The following is a 23,020-nucleotide window of genomic DNA, read 5'->3' as shown; positions in this document are numbered from 1 at the left end:
AGGCTAATAGCTAAAAATACAAGATTTTAAGCCATGTAGATGGCTATCGTGTGTAAAAGGAAAAATTTTAGTCCACTTGAGTAGACTTTAGCTATCAGCCCAGAACTTAAGTTCTGGGCTGGATTGCCTGTCTATGCGACACTTTGACTGTTACGAAAATGTGGGTAACGACAAGTCTTCAAGGTGAGAGTGAGAGTTGTGACTTTAAGCAGGATGAAAATAATCGTAAATTTCTTGAGCCAAACGCGGCCCAATTCCTGTGACTTCAGCTAGTTGTGTGGTTGTTGCTTGCCGAATATAATCAACTGAGCGAAAATGTCCTAGTAGCTGCTTTTGTCGATGATGTCCCAAACCAGGAATTTCATCTAAACGCGATCGCTTCAATTTATCACTACGCTGCTGACGATGGAAAGTGACTGCAAACCGATGCGCTTCATCCCGCAGCCGTCGCAATAACTGTACTCCCGGTTGTTCTGCATCAGTTGTCAAGGGTTTAGATTCTCCCGGTAAAAAAATCTCTTCTCGCTGCTTTGCTAAACTCACAACTCGCAAGTCTTCTAATAAATTCATCTCTTGCAAGATGGCGATAACCGATGATAATTGACCTTTACCACCATCGATCATGATTAAATCAGGCCAGTCGGGATTACCCAAACGTACTAATTGCTGATCTTCCCCATACTTGCGAAACCGACGCTGGATAACTTCAGCAAGACTGGCAAAATCATCTGAGTGTCCTGCTGTCACTGTGGGATTTTTGATTTTGTAGTGGCGATAGTGCTGTTTAGCGGGTAATCCATCGATAAACACAACTTGCGAAGCCACAGCATTTGACCCTTGAATATGGGAAATGTCATAACCTTCGATGCGGTGGGGTACATCTGGTAAATCGAGAATGGCGGCTAAATCTTGCATTGCTTGGTGATTGCGATCGCCAAATTTCTGCATTCTTTGCAATTCATACTGAGCATTTCGCTCTACCATCTCAATTAATTCTGCCTTAGTTTGCCGCAAAGGAGTCAAAATTGTGACTTTTTTACCTTTACGTTGAGTTAAGACATCCGCCAATATTTCCCCATCTGGTAAATCATGCTGTACCAAAATCTCTACAGGTATTTCCACTGAGTCAGCAGTTTGGTAATGTTCCTCTAAAGCTCGTTGTAAAATAGCTCCTGGTTCCGCGTGAGCATCCGCCACAAAAGCTAAACGTCCTACCAATTGCCCAGCACGAATCTGGAATAGTTGAATGCAGGCGTGCTGTTCGTCGGCTGCCAGGGCGATCGCATCCCGCGAAACTGTATCATCTGGTAAGGAAACCTTTTGGTCGGCTGTCAGCGACTTTAACCCAGAAATTTGATCGCGAATTCGTGCTGCTGACTCAAAATTCAAGTTCTCAGCTGCTGCGTTCATCTGTTGGGTCAAAATATCAATCAGTTCCTGAGTTCGCCCTTGGAAGACCATCGCCACCTTTTGCACAATTTTGCGATATTCTTCAGGTGAAGTCAGCTGTTGACACACACCCGGACAACGCCCTAAATCATAATTTAAGCAAGGACGGTCTTTAAAAAGTGGTTGAGGTCGTTGTCGCTGGGGAAAGATGCGCTTGCAGATGCGGACAATTTCTCGTAATAAACCAGCATCCGTATAAGGCCCGTAAAATTTATCCTTCTCTTTCCCGAATTGGCGTTTACGGGTAATAAAAATTCGCGGATAATCTTCTGACCAAGTGATGCAGAGATAGGGATATTTTTTATCATCTTTGAGCAGCACGTTAAAGTATGGCTGATGCTGCTTGATCAAATTGGCTTCTAGCGCTAAAGCTTCGGCTTCAGTATCAGTGACAATGAATTCAATTTCTGTCACCAACTTGACCATTGTAGCGATGCGTTCACTCTTGTTGTAGCCATCGCGGAAATAGGAACGGACACGCGATCGCAACTTACGTGATTTACCTATATATATAATGCGATCGCTCCTATCCCGCATGAAATACACCCCCGGTTCCGGTGGAATTTCAGCTAGACGGTTTTCTAATCGTTCTGGTTCTTTAACCAGTGGTAATATTTCAGTAGATATTGTCACAACCCAAATTAGGTAATCTTTTTCTATTTTAAGAAAAATTATTTTTTTGTGCCGATTTAACCTGGTATTTTTCGAGCAACTCTTTAACTTGAGTGGCCACCAAAGGATGTGGATCTTTTTGTAACTGGGGTAGAATTTGCAGGAGAACGCGATGTGAAACCATATTTAAGTATGCGATCGCAGCTTCTCTAACAAAGCCAGTTGGATGACGCAAACTCACTAAAATCTCAGAACTTGTCAGCCGGATGCGAGTCACTTGAGCATAATGAAAACAGCAAGCTAGGCACCAATCAGAAAGTAAGTTACCCAATGTCAGCAATCTGTGGAGGCGATCGCTAACTAGCATATTCTCATATTCTCCGATCTTGGCTTCGACAAGATATTGCAATTTTTCTGACTGCGGTCGGTTATCTAAAATATTCAGCAATAAGGACTTTGAAGATAAAGTTATGGTATGCTCTAAGATTTCTAACCCCCGCGCTAAGTTTACCACTGAAGGCGATCGCAGATTGAATGTTGCTGCCTGCATCTTTTCTGGCGAATAAAGCAGTTTCAGTAGCAGTAGCAGCCGCTCTTTGACATCCAATTCCAATTCTAAAAGGGCGCGTTGCAATAACTCAGAGACAATCACAATCCTCTGACTGAATTGATGATTTTCTTCTTGGTATAATCTTTGAAAGTCTATGTATGCGGCATAAATCTCGCCTAAAAACTTTAATTCCTGCTTGATTAAATTTTCTACCCGACTTTCATAAAGCCGATCTACTAAACCTGTAATTCCTGGTTGTTTATGTATTTTTAGTAAACTGCGAAGAATATGATCCCTGGTAGTACCCCAAGATGTTTCCAAGTTTTCCCATAAAGCCTCCAATGCTTCCTGAGTGCCAATTTGAGCAATGGTTCGCCAAGCGTACATCCGCACTACTTCGGGTTTGTAAATATTAGTAGCCAACCGCAACAGCATTTCTAAAGCTTCATTTTCCAGTCGCACTAGGGCTGACATTGCTGTACTGCGGGTTGATTTGTAATAAAGTGCTGCAATCAGGGACGAATAGTACTCTTCTAAATGGGTTGCTGCGATCATTTCCAATACGGCACAGCGCACCCGTAAAGACTCATCTTGTAATAAATTCGGGATGTGAATCCGTAACGCCTGCAAATAAACTGCTTCTCTGAGCGCTCTGACTCCATTCACCCGTTCTCGTTCTAGCTTATGAGTCAACATCCGGCGCATGGTTTGGGTAGCTATTACCTTTTGCATGGGCGTTCCCTGGCGCAAGACTAAAGCGGCGGCGGTGGCGCGGATGAGTGAGTTTTGGCGGGGGTTCAGGTATTCTTCTAGCAGGCTTAAATTCGGATTTGGTTCAGCCAGCCAAACATAGCGCAGTGCTAGGGCAAAAACCTCGGGGTTAGTTTCTTGGGATTGTTCTAACAAAGGACGGATGGCGGATAGATAAGTGGGATTTGCACCTGCCATCAACATCACTTCCAAACTTTGGCGCTGCAAGTCTGGGGTTAACTTGATTAGTAGAGGTGCTAAAACTTCCGCAGATCCTTGGGAGTCAATTTGGGCTAAAAGTTCAATGCAAGAGCGTTTATCAGCCTCGCTGCCTTTTTCTCCCAAGGCTTTGACTACCCCCTGCTTGAAAAATCGTAAGCCGACATTGGTTGCACTTAATTGACCCCGTGCCACACTTAAGACTAACAGTTCGACATAGCGCGATCGCAATTCCCAAACTACTGTTAAACAGGTGCCAGCTATCAGCATTGTTTCTGATACCAACACCCATTTTTGCATTGGTACTGGTACAAACCGCCCACAAAACAATAGAGTGACAAAAATTAGCGCTCCTGTCAAACCTGTAGCGATCGCTTCGGCAGTTCCGCCAGATAAAGTCTGCATCCGGCTGCGAATTCCCTCTGGAATTGGTTGGTACAGCATCGGACCACTACTCATGACAAAGGTGTAGCGCAGAAGTTCATCGCAGAATTTGACAATTATCAGACCCCAGAAAAAGCTTTGCGATTGGATGGCTGGAATTAAATTCAGCAATATCAGCACTCCTGGTAGAGAAAAGCCGATGGTGATTGGTAAAAGCGTGGCTGTGAAAAATACTCCCATCCGTTCAATGAGTCGGCTGGAAACAAACCACTGCAACGACAACTCACACAGTCCCAACATCCCACCAAAAAGACCCAAGAAGCTAGCGAGTTCTCGGTCGCTTAAATTGGCTTGGAGTTCGCGCAGATATTGAAAATCTACTAACAACCCAATGACTTGCAACAAACCCACAAAGGCAAACAAAGAAAAGACATAGCTTTTCAGTGGACTTTTGATGAAACGCTGCCGTGAGGCTTGTTCTTCAGGAATTAGTTTTTGTGGGGTTTCAGGAAAAGCTGCTCGATAGTGATAAGTTAAATAGAATAAAATCCCCGATCCTAATAAAATCATTACACAGGCGATGAGGATGATCTTATTCAGTGAGGTGTATTGCACTAGCCAAGGCAAACTAAAGCCACTGATTACATCTGCTACCAAAAGACCACTACTCACCAGTGGGTAAGTCCGCTTAATCTCCCGAATGTTAAATAGTTGGTTGGCGACGATAGAGGTGTTGAGGTCATTGACTACATAAAGTGCATCTACCCATAGCCGCAGCAGAAATACCGAAATCACTGCCAGGTAGGAAAAATGCGAGCCCCAACGCACTAAAATTAATAAAACTAATGGCATTAACATGCAAGGTGCGATCGCTACAATCACCCGGCGTAAGGGAAAAATCTTTTGCAGCCAAGAGTATAAAAAAACCAGTCCTGCACTCATCGCAGCACTGGCAATATACATCCACGGCAGTAGGTTAGTCCCATATTCATCCAAAAACAGCGCCACCGTACTGTCCTCTGCCCACCGCAATCCTACAGATACAGTTGTGTAAAAAAGAAACATCAACTGAGTTCGTTCGCTCTCCTCTGGTCGGAGATTCACCCACTGTAGTAGTCGTGGTAAAGCAACTTTATTTGCAGCCAACCAGTGATTTTTCAGTTCCATGCAGTTTTAATTTTCTGGTAGTATCACGGTGTAAGGGGAGCAGGGGAGCAGAGGGAAAAATTACTTCCTCATCTTCCCCAGTCTTTTGTTTGAATTTTGAATTGATTTCTTCCTCATCCCTGGAAATAGCAAAAGTCCTGAGCAACTGAATACTATGTTTCCCATTCAGGCTTCAGGACTATCGATTTTAGATAAATTTAAACGACATCAGAGGTAGGGGCGCACAGATATGCGCCTAAAGCCCATGTTGCATCCAAAGGAAAAACGAAAAAATCCCCTAGCTAGAAGTCAGGGGAGTTTCAAACTTAGTTTATTAAAGAGTTAGAGGATTATTTTTTAGGCGAGATCAGCATCATTATGTTTCGCCCTTCTTTTTTTGGCACTTGTTGAAGCTCACCATAAGGCTCCAAATCTGTTGCCATCCGCTTGAGCAAATCTTCTGCTAGGTCGCTGTGTTGAATTTCTCGACCCCGGAACATGACAGTAGCTTTGACTTTATCGCCATCTTTCAAAAAGCGCTCTGCTTGCTTAACACGCACGTTATAGTCGTGTTCTTCTATTTTGTAGCGCATCTTAACTTCTTTGACATCAGCCGTGTGCTGCTTTTTCCGGGCTTCCCGCGCCTTTTTTTCCTGCTCAAACTTGTATTTCCCGTAGTTCATAATCCGACAAACCGGCGGATCAGCTTTGTCACTGATTAGCACCAAATCTAGCTCTTTTTCTTCTGCTAGTTGTAGTGCTTCTTGTGGGGTCATAATTCCCAGCTGGCCGCCGTCAGTGTCGATGACCCGAATTTTTGGGAAGCGAATTCGTTCGTTAATTTGGGGCAGATCGCGAGTTCTTTTCTTCTCAATCACAGCCATTATGATTTATGGGAGCTCTTAATGAAGGATTTGGTGTTGTCTAAATTGGTATGCCTCAGATGGCAAAATACTGAAATAAGTCAAGATATGGAAAAATAGTCTACACTTCTAGGGTAGCTAATCCATAAAATAGTTGCGTCGTTGTTTTTGTTATTTTACTCACTCTGAAAGAATTTTTCTGCAAGAGTTAATCTAAATTACAGAACCTAGACTCATGTTAAATATTATTACAGTTATTGAAACAGAATTCTGGAGCGGAGCCGGAGACGCTCCGCCGAGGCGTCAGAATTTAGGACTTATAAGAATCGTAAATTGTTTTTGAAAAAACCTCAGTAGTCTTATGGGGTGTGTTAGCTGAAAGTACTGCACCATTTCAAGCTTGCCGTTTCTTGCTACTGGTGGTGTCAGCTAGACGGGTTGTGGAAAATTAGTTTGCAGTTAACACTTCTCTTTAAAAGAATACCAGCGATCGCAAAAGATGATTAATCTAAGTGCTATTGCTCAAAGCTTTGTATGAATCCCCCCGACAGCAACCCACGCCTTTGCTTGGAACAGGAAGTACACTGGTATTATGCCAAAACTTCTAGAGCGCGATTGCTTGTTTAAGTTTTTCTGTAATCTCCTCATTCATAAAATTTATTTATGATTATCAGCATTGGTTTTTGAGTTTGCCAATCAGAGAATTAAGGTTATTGGGTAATCAATATCTGGATGCCAGCGCTCATATTGAGGCTGGTATTCCAGTTTTTATCTATCAAACAGAGAGGGATGGAGGGCTACAGAACCCCGTCTTCTTTCCCTCTGAAACTGTCTTCAATTTTGCGGAAAGTCTGAGGTTCGGTTTCCAACGCTCGCGGACTCACTCTAAGCGAAGCCATGCCGCAGGCTTTACGCTACGCTATCTCTTGGCACAGCCCGCACAACAACCGCGCTCAGTGACCACCGCAGCAATCAGAACTTTCCAAGACGAATTTGGAATTATTAAGGGTTTGATGCCTATCTTAATTCTCACCTAAGAAACTCTGAAGGAGTCATATAGGCATTCGTCTGCCTATTTTTAGTCGGTGGAAGTAAGGTACTTTTAGAAGCTATGGATTGCGGTGGGATTTGATATCGGTTTCCCCAGCCACCATTTAAGTCTTCCGGTTGCGGACGAAGTGGTATTGTTTTCCCCGTAGGTAGGGCTATTGTTAAGCTTTGGCTAACTTGTAAATACTTTTCACCTTCGTTAGTAAAGCGAATCAACTTGCTTTCAAGCTTTTCAAGCTGTTGATTTTCTGACTTTAACTTTTGAGGGTTTTGATTATCTGATTGTTCCCACTGACTAGCAGGATCGAAAATAGCTACAAATGTAACGCCATCTTCTGGAAACAGTTGTATTTGTGCTGGATTTCCTTGCCAAGCTTCCTGAAAGCTACCATTGGGTGAAACTTGCCACAGATTCAGCGCGGCCTGCCATTGTCCTTGTTTCACTTCCACAATTTGACGAGCCAGAATTGAACGGTTAGTATTCGTGTCTGAGTTCAGCAAAGCTTCTGCTTGTCCTGATACTGGACGCAAATAACGCACAGCAGCCACTGTAATCTTACTAGACTCAGGCAGATTGCTACTACCGACTACGTTGTATACGCCTTTACTTGATATAGGTTGTACATTTTCAATTTGCATCTCCACCTTATCTTGTGCTTTTTGAACACAACCATAATTGGCAGCTAAAAGTATTAGGCAAATGCCTACCTGGAAATTAGCAGTAGTTAAAGCTTTAAATTTGGCAATAATAGTCTTTAAATCAAGCTTTTTCATCATAAAAGGCAATATTTTTGGCTGATTTCCAAATAACTCAGGTTTTTACCTATTATGCCCAATTTATTCTTATAAATAACAAGTTGTATAACTCTTAATCTAATTAATTTAAATTTGCAAAGTTTATGTAATCTAGTGGCTAATACTCATTGCAGTTGCTAAAATTGCGACATTGATTAACCTAAAATATGTAGTTGTTACCTAACTAGGCTGATGAGGCAAACAGTACTCAATTGTTACAAATTTACTTTTCCAAACCAGTACCACAAGGCTTATCCACTGCTTTGCACTGTCGCCGTTTCGATTTGCTGGGTACTGGCAGTGAGCGAAAAGTCTTCAGCTCAAGTCAATCCATCTCAGCTAAAGACTAGCGACTACCAATTGGGTTTAGCAGAACCGCTACCAGTGCCTCAATTGCTCGTCAATAAGAGTCAATCGCAGTCAGGGTGGCAAACATTGCCTCCTTTACCCGCGACGAGTGGTGTAGCAGTTGCACCGATCGCTAATCCAGTGCCTAAACTTGTACGGCAGAAACCAGCCAACGATCTCCAACAACTGGAGAGTGTCTTCATCCAGCAGCAGGTGACTGGAAAAGCCCCGCGTTCTGTTGCACCACCAGTGGCAGCAGGTGGGGACACTTCTGGACTGAATTTAGGATTGCAGGGACAGATGAACGGCTCCGAGCCACCAATTAGCTCAGTAGTAGCCCCACTGCCACCACTGGACAACTCATCTGCAACGCCAAAATCAACTGCACCAGGAGCAGCAACTTTTAATCAAGTACTCAGTTCTCAAGCAGTTCCCTCGCCACCACCGGCCAACTCATCTGCAACGCAAGAATTCACTGCACCAGGAGCAGCAACTTTTAATCAAGTACTCAGTTCTCAAGCAGATCCCTCGCCACCACCGGACAACTCGTCTGCAACGCCAAAATCAACAGCAGCAGCAACTTTTAATCAAGTACTCAGTTCTCAAGTAGCTCCCCTGCCGCCACTTCCCAACTTACCTGTAACACCAGAATTCACTGCACCAGCAGCAGCAACTTTTAATCAACAATTACTCAATCCACAGACAAAACCATCAGTCCCTAGTACCATTCCCACTCCAATCACAGCAATACCAGTTACGCAATCAGTAACTACTCAACAACGCCCTCAGCTTCTTAATAGCAATAGTTTAAGGGAACCCTCTTTACAATTCCAAGGAGTTTATATCAACCAAGGCGGTGACACTACAGCACGGGCGAGAGTCACAGGAGTCTACCCACTTTCTCCCCAAACTTTGGTTGGGGCAACCCTGGATTTAACCAGCCAAGGCAGCAAGTTGGATGACTCTCGAAACGACGGTTTAAACGTCAACGAGCTTTATTTGGCGACTTCTCTGCCAGGAGTGCCTAATCTGCGGTTTGTGATCGGTCAAATAGATTTAACGTCTTACTTCGATCGCAACAGCTTTGCTAAAGATGGCGCAAGTCAATTCTTTAATCCGGTGTTTCAAACGAACCCAGCACTGGCGGCGACGGGGATTAGTTCACGCACTAGTTTATTAGTCAATTGGAGTGTTACCGACAATATTGAAGCGAAAGCAGCTGTGTTTTCATCAGCCAACAAAATCGGTGACTTTTCCTTAGATGGATTTGCTGGAGAAATCGGCATCCGTTACGGTAATGCGATTATTCGTGGTACTTATGCCAGCGATCGCGACGCTGGTGTTGGTGATAGCTTCCTTGAAAGCTACAGCATTCCCAGAGGTAACAATCAATTTGGCACTCAGAAAAATGATCGCGAAGAATCATATGGCCTCAACGCCGAAGTCTTTATTCCCAATCTGAAATTAGGTTTGTTTGGGCGCTATGGTCATTACGAAAATAGCACTTTAGGAGTGGGTGCAAATACTTACCTTTTGGGAGCTAGTTTATTAGACACCTTTACCCCAGATGACCGACTTGGACTAGCTTATGGAACCCCTCTCTCCAACGATAGTCTGCGGCGTGGAGACCGTCCCGATGTATTAGAAGCGTTTTATGATTTTAAATTTCTTCCTAATCTGCGGCTAGGCTTCTCGATTCAGGAACGTGATAATTTCTCCGATACAGTCTTCGGTATCAGGATTAAATCAGATTTTGATGTGACTCCAAGACGGAGAATTGCTCAATGAGTCAAAACAATATAGATAAAAGCCAAAAGGTAAAAGCTAAAAGAATTAAATATCGTTCTGTTTTTACCTGTTCATTTTTGCTTTTTACTTACTTGGTAACTGTGCCACCTTTGGGTAGCATTGCCCCTGCTCAAGCGCAGAATATACCTGCGTCGGCACAAAAGGGTTTTGCATTGTTAAAAAAGGGCTTAGTTAATGATGCGATCGCAGCCTTCAAGCAAGCCCTCAAAAGTCAACCGCAATCTTCGCCAGTTAGGTTAGGATTAGCGATCGCTTATCGCAAAGCCGGACGTATTCCTGAAGCTTGGAGTGCTTATCAACAAGTACTGGCGGTAGACTCCAACAACCAACTAGCTTTAAAAACGGTTGGTCTATTGGCAACTTATCGTCCTGAGTGGAATTTAAAAGGAATTGAGGCTCTGACAACTTTATTAGATTTGAATGCCAACGACTCAGAAGCTCGCGTTTACCGCGCTCAACTCTACTCCTATCAAGGCCAATTAAGCGAGTCCCTGGCAGACTACCAAATCGCGCTGAACAACAACCCCACGCCGGATGCAATCCTTGGTGCAGCTCAAACTTATAGTTACAGTGGGGATTTCCCGAAAGCGCTGGAGTTGTTTAGCCGCTACCGCTCTAATGGCAAAGCGATTACAGAGTATGCAGCAGTAGCCTACGGTCGCACCTTACGCGAAACAGGCAATCCGGCAGGGGCAGTACAGGTGTTAGAAGCGCAGTTGCAGCGCTCCAATAAACTTAATCAGATCGGAATTGAAACCCGTAAAGAACTGGCTGTGGCATACCTTGTCAATCAACAACAAGCCCAAGCATTGGCGGTCTTAGATGTATTACAGGGAAGACCAGATGCGATTTTGCCCTTAGCGCGATCGCTCAATGAAATTCGCAAGTACACTAATAACCCCACCCTCACCCAGCAAGTTTTCAATCTCTATCGTCAAGCCCTGCAAACTGATCCCAACCCTTCCCCGAAATTGCTGCGCGAAGTCGCTGATGTCTTTAGTGGGTTCCCCGAAGGACGGGAAACAGCACTGCAACTATATCGACGGGTGGCGTTAGAATTTCCCAACGATCAAAGTTTGCTGGTGCAGCAATTAGCTTTGGAAAATCAGCTAGGTTTACTCGGTAAAAATGACTTGAAACAGCGCTTGGCGACTGCAATACAATCACTACCGAGCGATCGCGTGCAGTTACAACAGCTAGCTAATGCCTTAGTCAACATTGATGCTCCCGACCCAGAATTTTTACCTGTATACCAAAATATTTTGCAAACAGGGGTCAACGTACCATTTTTGAATTTCCGGGTGGCGCAAATGTATGTGCAGCGGCAAGACTTGAATGGCGCAAGGCAAGCGTTGGCAGCTTACACAGCTACCCCCGCAGGTGCTAAAGACCTCGCACCCCAGTTACTAGCAGCAGAAATTGAGCGTCGTGAGGGTAGTCTCGAACCTAGTGCCCAGCGTTACCAAGCTGTCCTTGCTAGTAAGCCAAATAGTAGCGATATTATTGATGCTGCCTTGGGTGGACTGGCTGGAGTGCGACTGCAACAAAAGCGTTTTGATGAGGCTGTGACAGTTTATGACCAGCTAATTGCTCGCAATCCTCAAAATTTATCGATTCAACTAGGGCGTGCTAGTATCGCCTATCAAGCCAAGCGGATCTCCCAACCAGAAGCAGAGGCAGTTCTAAACAATTGGTTAGCTACACAACCTGCAACCAATACTCCTCCAGAACTATACAGTTTGCTAGGAACGCTGCCTACAGATCCGCAAAGAGAAGCTTTATATAGTTACCTGCTAGAAGCTGACCCGAATTCTTATCCATTACAACTGCGACTATTACAAGTGATCGCAAAACGTAATCCAGCCCAAGCACAAGCGCGGATGAAGCAGTTGATTGCTCGCATTCCCAAGACTTCTGACTCATACCAATTGCAGGCAGAGTTGGCTCGATCTGTAGGTGATTTTAATTTGGCTAGCAGTACATATCAGAATATTTTGGCGCAGCAACCAGATAACATCGATGCCCTAGCGGCTTTGGGCGGAATTCGCTTTGAACAGCGCCGCTTTGAATCGGCACAGGAGATTTATGCTCAAGTGGTGGCACAAAAACCAGAAGACAAAGGCGCACGCCACGCCCTCGCTGGATTGAATGCGATTTTAGATCAGCCTTTGACGGCGCTGGCGCAGCTAGAAAAATTGCAAGTAGAAGCCGCCGCCGAAGGAGGAATTGATAGTGATGCATCTCAGCAAATACAGGAAATCCAAACAGACTTTCTGCAACGCCGAGGATTTCAACCCCCTTGGGAAGACTATCAACGTCGAAACAGCAATTAGCGATCGCTTAAATTTCTTTATGAAAGTTAATTTTCAACAACTACTCGGCTAATGTTTTACAAATCAAACTGTTCTTAGGATGTGGTATTTCCCAAGAGTGGCAGCTATTGCCAGCCTAATTGGTTTATCTGCCTGTATCTCTAGTTACTCGGCAGCAAAACCCAAAACACCGGATAATCTAATTCCGGTGGAAAACCTCCCCACTGAAGCTAGTAGTCAAAATCTCACTAGATTTTTAGCCGATCTCCCTGAATCCACCCCTAACCGGGAATTACTAGCCAAAAGCTGGGACAGCTACCGCCAAAGATTTATTCAGTCAGATGGGCGGGTGATTGATTACCAAGCAAGCGATCGCTCAACTAGCGAAGGTCAAGCTTATGCTTTACTACGAGCAGTACTGATTAATGATCCGGCAACTTTTGCTCTAACTTTACACTGGTCGGAAAATAACCTCCATCGTCAAGCGAGCGGTAAACGCACAGATAGTCTGTGGGCTTGGAAATGGGGGCGAAAGGAAGATGGTAACTGGGGTATCATCGACACCAACTTTGCTAGTGATGGAGATATAGATGCGATTACCGCCTTGATTTTGGCATCACGGCGCTGGAATCGCCCCGAATACCTGGAATTGGCAAAACTTAAATTGCAAGATTTATGGAACCTGTCCACCATCTCAGAATCCCAAGGTAAGCGCTACCTGTTACCAGGTCCAGCAGCTGCATTTGTCCCGAATGCATCTACTCTCTACCTCAATCCCTCTTATTTTGCTCCCTATGCTTTTCGGATCTTTGCACAAGTTGACCCCCAACATGATTGGTTGAGTCTGGTAGACAGTGGCTATCAAGTGCTAGAAAATTCGGCAAAGCTTTCTAGCGTGGGTTTACCCAGTGACTGGGTAGCTCTAAATACCAAAACAGGACAATACCAAACCCTACCAGCATCTAGCACTCTCAAGAGTTTGTATAGCTTTGATGCCTATCGAGTTTGGTGGCGTTTGTCGTTAGATGCTGCCTGGTTTAATTCACCCCAAGCGCAGCGCTATCTGGTGGCATCCACTCAGCACCTGCGAAAACTATGGAGTAAACAATCGAGTCTACCAGCCCGCATTGATCTCCAAGGAAAAGCATTAGTGAATTATGAAGCTACATCCCAATACGCTATGTTGTATGCCGCTATGCAATTGGTGGAACCAGCAACAGCTAAAGAACTGCTTGTGAAAAAAATACTACCTCAATACAAGCAGGGAGTTTGGGGAGATCAGTCGGGTTATTATACCCAGAATTTGGCTTGGTTAGGATTGCTACCTCCAAAGACAATACCTCAGCGACTGCTTACAGGCAAATAAGATTATCCGACGCTGAATTAGAGTCCGGGCTTGCCAAACTCATGATTGAGTATTTGCTTTTTATTCCTGGCAGGCTGACTCCGATTGATTTCCTTTAGAAAATACAAACTAAAATCACGCTCTACCATGAAGCAGTTATTTCACCTTTCCCAAATTAGTAAAAAAGCAATTATTGTTACTTCTTGCTTTTTTTTGTTCCCTAGTTCATTATTGAGCGCTCAAGCTCAAACTAAAGGTGAACTGCAACAACAAGTAACTTTATTAGCTCAAGCAACCACATCAGAAAATAGTAGTAAAGCAGACTTAAAAACTGCTAGCGCCAAAAAACTGACAAGTTACATCCTAGAATTTAATCGTAGTCCGATTGTGGGCAACCGGATGCGCTTGCGCGGGGTTTACTCAGAAGGTCGTCTTGCTTTTACCCGTCCCCGTGGCTGGAAACTAGAACGGGGTAAGGTACAAGCCTTAATCCGCTTTCAACACTCACCAGCACTCTATGCCAATCGCTCCAACCTGACCGTGCTAGTCAATGGCACCAGTGTTGGTAGCGTACCACTCAATCGCAAAGATTCCCAAGTCGGTCAAGTACTGTTCAATATCCCACCAAAGCTGCTTCAAGACTACAACGAACTCGTATTGGTGGCACAGCAGAATAACACTCTCGAATGTAGCGACCCCAGTAGTCCCGACTTGTGGACAGAGATTCTGCCAGATTCCCAATTAATCTTGAACTATGAACAGCAGTCGATTCCCCTGAATTTCAGCCGCTATCCTTATCCTTTCTTTGACGAACTCGGCTTAGAAACTAACCAAATTGCTTACTTACAACCGAGTCAAATTGATCAATCCTGGCTGACAGCAGCAGCTCGCTTACAAGCGGCATTCGGAAGAATCGCAGATTTTCGCCCGATTCAGACGAGCTTGGTGTCTAATGTGGCAAATGTGAAGGCAAGCGATCGCTTGGTGATCATTGGTACTCCCACCGAGCAACCAGCCCTAAATACTTGGAAGAATTTGCCTCTGAAAGTCGTCAGCAATCAAATTCTGGATCGTGATAACAACCCCGTACCAGATGAAACCGGGGTGTTGATAATCACTAAAACTGAAAAGAGCGGGGTTCCGGTTTTAATTGCCACTGGCAACAGCACAAAAGCTGTGGAAAAGGCCACTCAATTTTTATCACAGCCAGACTTACGGAAAATGGGAACTGGTCAGGTAGTTTTTGTCAATACCCTCAAAGAAGGCTCGACACCAGGACTCCGCCAGTGGCCTCATTATTTGCCAGAGCAAAATTCTTTTAAACTGGGCGACATCAAAACCCAGGTAAATGGTGAGCCGTTTAGTGATGTGACTGTACGCGGGATGGGGGCGCCGCCAATTGAAGTTGATTTTCGCGCTTTACCGGATGATAGATTTCTCCGGGGTAGTTCGATGAATCTGATGTACAGCTATGGACCGCAGCTTAATCCCCGAACTTCTGCGCTGGAAGTTTTACTGGATGGAGTTTTCATCGGTGGGGCACGTCTTGATTCTGAGTCGGGAGAAAGTCGCAAAAACCTCAAAGTTAATTTACCGGAAAATTTGATCAAACCTAACTCGAAACTGCAAGTTTTCTTTCGGATGAGTCCCAGAGAACCGTTTGATAAACAGAACTGTCTTCAGCCACCAGATCAACAACTCACAGGTACGGTGCATTCTGATACTAGCTTCGACCTGAAGCGGGAAATATCTACACAACTACCAGACTTGAACCTGCTGAAATTCGGTTTTCCCTTTGCTGCACCACAGGATTTGTCTCAGACGGCGATTGTCGTGCCCCAAATCCCCTCGAAGACAGATATTTTGACCTTGTTAGCTTTTAGCGAACGCTTAGGCAGGCTCAGTCAAGCAGATAGCGTCAAACTAGAAGTTTATACACCGGATGCTTTGCCAACAAAAGTCCGTAAAAATGACCATTTGGTAGGAATTGGTACGCGGGAAGAGTTTCCTTTTCCGGAAGTGTTTAATTCCAGTGGCTTTAACTTGAACCAAGCATTTTCCCGATCCTCTGCCGATGCTGCGGTTCAGACTCCGCAGGATACACAAGGGATGATTAAGCAAATTATCTCTCCTTGGAATAGCGATCGCGTCGTTCTAGCTTTAACATCTCAAACCGAAACTGGTTTAGAGCGAGTGCGACAAGTCCTTAATCAAGATCCGTGGTTCTTCCAGCTTAAAAAAGATACGGTGCTAATTAGTAGCGATCAAAAAGACTCAGCTGCCGACAATGCTGATGCCTATCAACTACAGTTTTTTGAAAGCGCCCCCAATAGTCGTCGCTGGGAAAATACCACTCCCCTGAGTAAAGCATCACGCTTTTTACAAGAAAATTGGCTATTGCTACCTGTAGGGATTTTGAGTGTTTCTCTAATTCTTTACGGAATTGTTCAGTTGTATCTCAAGCGGCTAACTGCTGATAAAAAGTAGACACTTTCGGTCAGGTATCGCCAACCTTAAATTTAAATTTCCAAATTGAGATCCAAAATGTCTTCTTCCCCCGACACATTGCCCCGGAAATCACGCGATCGCCAGCGCTTAAAATTGAGCAATTGGCTGATTGATATTACCCCCCGATTTTTTGACCGCACTCTCAAAAGGGTGGGTGTGAAACACTTTAAGTGGTTGATCTTGCTGCTATTGGTGCTATCAGTGCCACTGATTGTTACCCCGATAGAAGTTTGGCAGCAAGGATTGGTTGCAGTATTTCTGTTGCTACTCGGTCAACTGGTGATCCATGCAGAGTTTCAAGAGGACTCTCCAGAAATCAGCCAGTATTACCACTTGTTTATGGTGTGGCTGAGTATAATCACAACGCTGCGTTATTTATTCTACCGCACCAGTTATACCCTCAACTTTGATGGTTGGCTCAACAGCATCGCTTGTGTATTGTTGTTCCTCGCCGAACTCTATGCCATCCTCACCTTGGTATTGGCATACTTTCAAACTCTGAAAATTCAAGAACGCCAACCAGTTAATCTCACAAACATTCCTCAACAGGAATGGTTCAAAGTCGATATCTACATCCCCACTTACAACGAAGATGTGGAGATTGTTCGTAAGACTGCCGTGGCAGCCTTAGCCTGTGATTATGCTCCCGATAAAAAAACAGTTTATGTTCTTGATGATGGTCGTCCAGAGAAGTATAAAGAAAACGACCCCCGCCGAGAACAGTTTAGCGCCAGACGGGAACAGCTACGGCAAATGTGCCAAGAACTCGGCTGTATACACATGACGCGGGACAGTAATGACCACGCTAAAGCTGGTAATATCAATACCGCGTTTGAGAAAACCGACGGCGATTTAGTATTGATTTTGGACTGTGACCACATCCCATCGCGGCAAATTCTCCTGCATACAATGGGTTTTTTCTTCGATCCCAAAGTATCCTTTGTCCAAACTCCCCACTGGTTCTATAACCCCGACCCCTTCGAGCGTAATTTGGTAACAAAAGGTAGAATACCCGCAGGTAATGAACTGTTTTATAAGGTACTACAAAAAGGTAACGATTTTTGGAATGCCGCCTTTTTCTGCGGTTCGGCAGCATTAATCCGCAAATCCCACGCTTTAGAAGTTGGGGGAATTGCGGTGGAAACAGTGACAGAAGATTGTCACACCGCCTTGCGATTGCATTCGCTTGGTTACAAGTCTATCTACTACGACAAAATTATGGTGGCGGGTTTAGCACCAGAAACGTTTTCTTCTTATGTGGGGCAACAAGTGCGCTGGGCAAGGGGGATGGCGCAGATTCTGCGATTGGAAAACCCCGTTTTTAATCGGAAACTGAACCTGACATTTGCCCAGAGGATTTGTTATTTTAGCGCGACTTCGCACTTTTTGTATGGCTATCCTCGACTAACATATGCGATCGCACCGCCGCTATTTTTATTATTTGGCGTTAACTCTGTTCAAGGTTTGGGTTTAGAAACTCTAGCTTATGCCCTACCCCATATTCTCCTCTCCCTTTTTACTAACTACATCATTTACAAAAACGTCCGGTTCTCCTTCTGGAACGAAATTTTTGAATTTGCGATGGCTTTCCAGGCTGGGTGGGTGACGATGTTGGCGCTGTTTAACCCCAAGCTGGGTTCATTTAACGTTACCGACAAGGGGACATCTATTGCCAAACGCACCTTTGATTGGGAATCAATGCGTGGTCTTTTGGTGGTGACAGGATTTGTAGTCTCTTCCTTACTGGCTGTTCCCTATTGGCTGCTGCTACGTCCTGAAGATTGGCAAGCGGTTTTAGTTAACACCATGTGGTCTATTTTTAATCTTGTTTTGCTCTCAGCTGCTTTGCTGGTTGGCTTTGAACAACCGCAAGTACGTACTGCTCACCGTTTACAGCGTCGTCTCCCCATCTTAATTACCAGTAACGGTCAAACAATCATGGGCAAAACGGTGAATATTTCCGAAACTGGCGCCTTAATTTCTTTGGAAACCTGGCCTAATTTACTGGATGAAGTGGAAGTTGAGGTTATGGGAGATTATACTGCTAGCGCCTGTTTAACGGCGCAGATTGTTCGAGTCTCTCCTATCAATGACACACAAACGCTTTTGGGTGTTGATTTTGTGAAACTCAACAGTACCCAACGCGATGCTTTAACTATAGTTTTATATTCTGATGTTCGGGAGTGGTATTCTCAGAAAGCCCAGTACGTAGACCAGCCCCTAGCTTCCCTGGGATTTCTAGCCACGAGTCTGACTCGGGCTTTGCGTGACCTCAACCAAACTAGCCGTAAAAATGTACGCAAGCAGGTAAACACCAATAGTCAACTCTACTGGGATGGTAACTTCTTCTTTGCAGTAGCCACAGAACTAGGAACAACGGGTTTACGCTTGGAAATAGAAGATAAAAAAGCCGTGTCTTCTCACAAAATGCTAGGACAACAGGATTTGCATACGATGCGAACTGCTAAACCACTAGTTGGTTTACTGTTAAATCAGGATGCCGATAATCTCTCATCTAACCGATTTGTTGCCGAAATTTATGCAATAGAAGAACAGACAAATGGCAAGATTGCGATCGAGTTAATTTTTCCAGAAAAATTCAAGGAACGCCAAGATACTAAAATTAAACAACTGTTGCAGGTTCTGTAGCAACATTGGTGTCAATTTAAGCCAAAACACTTTGAAAATCTAGTTTCCAGATTCTATCTGGAAATGCTCAAAAAATATAATACCCAGAACCCCGACTTCTCACCAGAAGTCGGGGTTCTATCTCCTGAGCCTTTATCGAAAATCCATGACACCTTCTAATTTAAAAGCATATTTAGACAACCTTATCCGATGGTAAACTAGGTGCTGGAGTACACTGGGAAAGGTAGCCGGGGAATCAGCGATCGCCCTACAGAAAAAGTCTTTGTAGCTTGAGTCCTGTACCCAATGTTTAACCATAAATTCTGGGATAGAACTGCAAGACTGGGAGTATCGGCTTTGAGTTAATCGATTTAACACTCCTTTGTACGTTTAAGCAATCACAGTTTGCCAGCTAAGTTCATCAACTGTTTGAAGTTCACAAGATAAATGATGTTGTTGGCGCTGTCAATTTTGATCCACCCTTTCTCATGCAGCTTTTCCATAATTTTGGTGGTTTCTTCAACGCCGATTTCTGTCACCTCGGCTAAATCTTTGAAGGGAATGTTAAAAATTTCCTTCCCCAAATTTGATTCCTGACCATAACTTTCGCCTAAAGTCACTAGGGTATGAGCAAGTTTGACTGCTGGTGGTGAAGACCGCATTTGTAAGCGCACGTTAATTTGCCGCAATCGCCGCACCATCAGTTGCAACATTCGGTGATGTAACTGCGGATCTTTAAACAAGATTTGAATAAAACGCTCTCTGGAGATACTAAGCAACTTCACGGGTGAAAGGGCAATGACATCGGTTGAACGTGGAGATTCATCCAAAATTGCCATTTCTCCAAAAAAATCGCCCCGGCCAAAAATTGCCAGAGCTACTGAATCTTCCGCGACGGTTCGCCGGACTTTAACCCAACCAGAAACCACGAAGTAAACGGCGTTACCCCAGGCATCTTCCATCACAACAGCTCGCCCAGATGGGTATTCATGTTCAATTGCAACGTTGAGCAGCCATTCCAAAGTCTGTGGAGTGGCTGTACTCATTAAGGGGAAAAGTTCACTAAAAACCTCAGTTAACATGAAATATTTGCAAGAGATGGATTTAAGAGTGGGAAACTAACTTTGCTACTATAAGTTTGTCTAAACCGTAATCTTACTCAGAATACGATCGCAAAATTTGTATTTATTTGGAGATGAACCTAATCAGGTTGATCGGTCTGGGGTTCCATTAAAACATAACAATTATGTATGTGATCGAAATCAGGGGTTTCACTGACAGACCGATCATTTGCTGTTTGTTGGTGGATTACTTTCCAGTGCCAGTATTTTGATCTGTTGTTCTAAATTTTTCACTAGTTGATGCAGGGTAATCAAAGCCTCTGATTGCTGAGAGTCAAGGCTGGGATTCAGTAAAAGCCGTTCTTGTAGTTCATGCAACTTGATGCTTAGTTGCTGAGAAATCCCTAAGGCATCGCGGCTCAAACGGGCCAACTGTTGTTGTTGATAGAACTTTAATGCTGCTCCCCGCAAGACTTGGAGCGTTGCTTCTTCGCCGTAGTTTCCCGGCATGACTCGCAAGCGTAACAATAAGCGGCTCTTTTGATATACGTATTCCTTTTCTACCTGTTTTGGTTCTGTAACCGTGGTGATAGGCAAAGAAGCAAACCGCTTTAATTCATTCAGTACTCCTTGGAAAACAGAGAGCGGTAGTTTGTCTAATGCAGACTGCAAGACTCCATTATCACTCCACAGTATCCTGCCTTCATAAGCTTGTCTTTCTAAGTACAGCCGACCAATTCCCCCAGCCAGAATTCGCCCTAGCAATTCTTCTAGTAATTTCTTGGGTGGTAGTGTTGGTAGCACTTCAATCGGACTAAATAGTTCGGGAACTTGTGTAGACAAAATAGGTAAATTGTTTGGTGCTGCTGTAACAAATGTCTCTCTCTCTTGACCTCTAGAAATAGGAGTCAAGAACGTCGGAGTTTGAGATAATTTATCTAGCTCTGGGATCGGAGGCAAGTCTACGCGCTGCCAAGAATGTTGACGCTTTTGTGTCTGAAACACCATCAATATTGGTTGCTGATTTAATTCCGAGTCGGCATCTAGGGAGGGGATAGGTTTGTCAGTAGTTGTAACTGCGCTATTTCTTGGGGGAAAGTCCGTTGTTGGCTGATGCCCAAGTTTTGCATCTAGCTGAGATGTATTCTTATGGTTGAGGTAGGCTGAGAGTATTCGGCGGTGAGCGTCAGCTGCGATCGCCTCAGTTGTCGTTGTGCAATTGATATAAGACAAGATGCGACTAGCGTAATCTAGTGCCTCCCTGTCTTGGAGATGAACCATACCTAGCAATAGGTTATTGTCTTCTAATTCAAAAGGCAGAATCTGGTGGTAGAGGCAAGCTTCAAAAGACAAAAGACTATCCATCAGCTGGAATATTTGCTTACGAATGTCTACTCGCTCCCAGTGGGGTTGTGTAGCAGTTAGCACTTGCTTTCTATTTCCTGTGGTATCTGTTAGTTTGCCTTTTGAAGACAACATAGGTTTGATTTGCTTGGTGTTTACTTGTATACTATCTTTCCTCTAATTTAGTAAACATTTAATCAAGATCCTTTGTTAAATTCTTAAAAATTTAATTATCTATACATAAGTAGACGTAAGTAAATAATCAATTTTGGATTATAGTTTAGTGATAATACTGAGTTAGGGATGAGGGGGATAAAGAGGTAGATGGGAAGAACTTGCTATATGCATATGCCCCTGCTCCCCTGTTTTCTCCATCTCCTACTCTTCCCCACGACCTCAGATGCTTCATAGCTTACTCCTGAGTTCTTAAAGCTTGGGCTGCAAGATAGACTTTTGTCCATTCGCCTAGCACTTGATGGGTTTTGAGTTTTAAGTGTTGGGCTATTGCTTCTATTGAGTTACCCTCTCTCCGTAAATCTAGGATCTGCCGTCCCAGAGTAGTCAATTTTTGCTCAAGTTGCTGCCATTGGTTTGGCGTTAACCCCAAGTTATGTTCTTGCAAGGAAATTGAGAGCCAAGCGTCTACGAGTTCTGGTTTACCTTTCAGGGCAAAAACACGTACAGCATGGTAACTAATTTTTTCTCGCAGACGGTATACTTCCTTAGTCGGCTTATTCAGTCTCTTGGCAATATCTTCCTGAGACTTACCTTGCAGATACAGTTGTAGCCATTCTACAGCCTCTGCTCCCAGATTTTCTTGTAAATAATTTTCAAATTCTTTTTGTACTGACTGGCGCAGTGCTTGTTGTTCTTCTAGTTGTTGTGCTTCTTGATATTCGGCGATCGCCTGATTATCCACTAAGTTAACTCGATTATCATTGTCGTCTGTGAGAACTTCTTCCGACACCAGTCTAATCAAGTCACGGCCCGGCACTTGGGTTAAGCCACCGCGCTGAGTGCGACGCAAGTAATTCACAAATCGATAAGCTAATAGTGGTTGATTGCGTACTGGCCGCAGAGAATATTCTTCTACACTGGCAAATAGCAGAGCATCCCTTAATCGTCTATCAGTTGTATATTTAGCAATATCAGCCATTTGTTGTTGCATATGGCTATCGCTTTGCAGTAATTCTTGGAGTACTTCTTGTAACACATCCATCACACTGCGCTGGCGATCGCGGCTGAGGGAAACCCAAGTCTGAATCTTATTCCGTAATGTTACTAAACTCCCCAATCGCGTTATCAAGTTGCGATAAGCACGTTCTCGCCCTAGCCCCAGGTAGCGTTGACATAAAATTCTCCAGCGATATTCCATCGCTTGCTTGGCAATATTGAATTCCTTAGGGTTAAACAGATCAAAGCGTTCTGAGTCAGATCCAAATAGCCAGAGAATAATGCTTTGCCTAGCAGCTTCATTTTGGTCTGGACATTCCGCAGCCAAGCGCTTTCGCCAATCTAGAGCCAGTTGTTCTACATCCTTTGTCATAGTGAGATTGCGTTCCTCGAAACTTAATTTTGAAGTTTGCATCACAACCCCCATTCGTCCCACCTAATTTTTTAACTGGTAACTTTCCCGGATTTCATGAGTCTCATGAAAATAGCTCAGTGATTCCACTTTTATTACGTCTTAATTCACTAAAATTATGCATAAATTTCTACATTGATGTTTTGTTTTCAATTTTAAAAACCCCAAAATTCATGCCTATAAAGCGTTTCAGCCAATTATGTAAATTTTAGCTTTTTGTAAAGTTATGTTATTTAACTGAGAACAGAAATTTACCTAGAGT

At 44.0% G+C, this 23,020-nt stretch carries 13 protein-coding genes; 6 read left to right on the top strand and 7 right to left on the bottom strand.

From position 1 onward, the window contains the following. Window positions 1-204: 204 nt before the first annotated feature. The 3 genes from uvrC to infC all read right to left on the bottom strand — a co-directional run bounded on the left by uvrC (window position 205) and on the right by infC (window position 5,994). Window positions 205-2,082, bottom strand: coding sequence for an excinuclease ABC subunit UvrC (uvrC, locus tag V7K31_RS05530; protein WP_335093065.1), 1,878 nt, complete (start codon window positions 2,080-2,082; stop codon window positions 205-207). A 28-nt stretch (window positions 2,083-2,110) separates the two neighbouring features. Beyond that, window positions 2,111-5,131 (bottom strand): MFS transporter, encoded by a 3,021-nt coding sequence (locus V7K31_RS05525; RefSeq protein ID WP_335093064.1) that lies wholly within the window; start codon window positions 5,129-5,131, stop codon window positions 2,111-2,113. A gap of 329 nt (window positions 5,132-5,460) precedes the next feature. Then, entirely contained in the window at window positions 5,461-5,994 is a 534-nt protein-coding gene (gene infC, locus V7K31_RS05520) for a translation initiation factor IF-3 (protein ID WP_335093063.1), read from the bottom strand. A 662-nt stretch (window positions 5,995-6,656) separates the two neighbouring features. Between infC and V7K31_RS05515 the strand changes: the two genes are divergently transcribed. Further along, the gene (locus V7K31_RS05515) at window positions 6,657-7,010 is read left to right on the top strand and encodes a hypothetical protein (RefSeq protein ID WP_335093062.1); all 354 of its coding nucleotides are present in this window, start codon (window positions 6,657-6,659) and stop codon (window positions 7,008-7,010) included. Here the strand turns inward: V7K31_RS05515 and V7K31_RS05510 are convergent. After that, window positions 7,003-7,800, bottom strand: coding sequence for a hypothetical protein (locus V7K31_RS05510; protein WP_335093060.1), 798 nt, complete (start codon window positions 7,798-7,800; stop codon window positions 7,003-7,005). The genes V7K31_RS05515 and V7K31_RS05510 overlap by 8 nt on opposite strands. 210 nt (window positions 7,801-8,010) lie before the next feature. Here V7K31_RS05510 and V7K31_RS05505 point away from each other — a divergent pair, with 210 nt between their 5' ends. The 5 genes from V7K31_RS05505 (at window position 8,011) to bcsA (ending at window position 18,789) form a co-directional block, all read left to right on the top strand. Further along, window positions 8,011-9,954, top strand: coding sequence for a carbohydrate porin (locus V7K31_RS05505; protein ID WP_442941219.1), 1,944 nt, complete (start codon window positions 8,011-8,013; stop codon window positions 9,952-9,954). Further along, complete coding sequence (locus tag V7K31_RS05500) at window positions 9,951-12,308, top strand: tetratricopeptide repeat protein (protein WP_335093058.1); 2,358 nt, start codon at window positions 9,951-9,953, stop codon at window positions 12,306-12,308. The genes V7K31_RS05505 and V7K31_RS05500 overlap by 4 nt, the downstream gene beginning before the upstream one ends. Window positions 12,309-12,387: 79 nt before the next feature. Next, window positions 12,388-13,653 (top strand): glycosyl hydrolase family 8, encoded by a 1,266-nt coding sequence (locus V7K31_RS05495; protein WP_335093057.1) that lies wholly within the window; start codon window positions 12,388-12,390, stop codon window positions 13,651-13,653. 126 nt (window positions 13,654-13,779) lie between these two features. Then, a complete protein-coding gene (locus V7K31_RS05490) occupies window positions 13,780-16,119 on the top strand; it encodes a cellulose biosynthesis cyclic di-GMP-binding regulatory protein BcsB (protein ID WP_335093056.1) in 2,340 nt (779 codons plus the stop codon). Window positions 16,120-16,176: 57 nt separating this feature from the next. Then, window positions 16,177-18,789, top strand: a complete 2,613-nt coding sequence (gene bcsA, locus V7K31_RS05485; RefSeq protein ID WP_442941218.1) for a UDP-forming cellulose synthase catalytic subunit — start codon at window positions 16,177-16,179, stop codon at window positions 18,787-18,789. Window positions 18,790-19,166: 377 nt separating this feature from the next. On the opposite strand, the gene V7K31_RS05480 is transcribed toward bcsA, so the two are convergent. From V7K31_RS05480 to V7K31_RS05470, 3 genes are all read right to left on the bottom strand, one after another. After that, window positions 19,167-19,850, bottom strand: coding sequence for a Crp/Fnr family transcriptional regulator (locus tag V7K31_RS05480; RefSeq protein WP_335093055.1), 684 nt, complete (start codon window positions 19,848-19,850; stop codon window positions 19,167-19,169). Window positions 19,851-20,054: 204 nt separating this feature from the next. Then, window positions 20,055-21,308, bottom strand: a complete 1,254-nt coding sequence (locus V7K31_RS05475) for a pilus assembly protein PilB (RefSeq protein ID WP_335093054.1) — start codon at window positions 21,306-21,308, stop codon at window positions 20,055-20,057. 277 nt (window positions 21,309-21,585) lie between these two features. Then, the gene (locus V7K31_RS05470) at window positions 21,586-22,773 is read right to left on the bottom strand and encodes a HetZ-related protein 2 (RefSeq protein WP_335093053.1); all 1,188 of its coding nucleotides are present in this window, start codon (window positions 22,771-22,773) and stop codon (window positions 21,586-21,588) included. Window positions 22,774-23,020 lie beyond the last annotated feature (247 nt).

The organism is Nostoc sp. (assembly GCF_036917675.1).
Lineage (GTDB): Bacteria > Cyanobacteriota > Cyanobacteriia > Cyanobacteriales > Nostocaceae > Nostoc.
Note: the sequence above shows the minus strand (reverse complement) of the source record. Positions and strands in the feature narration are given on the sequence as shown.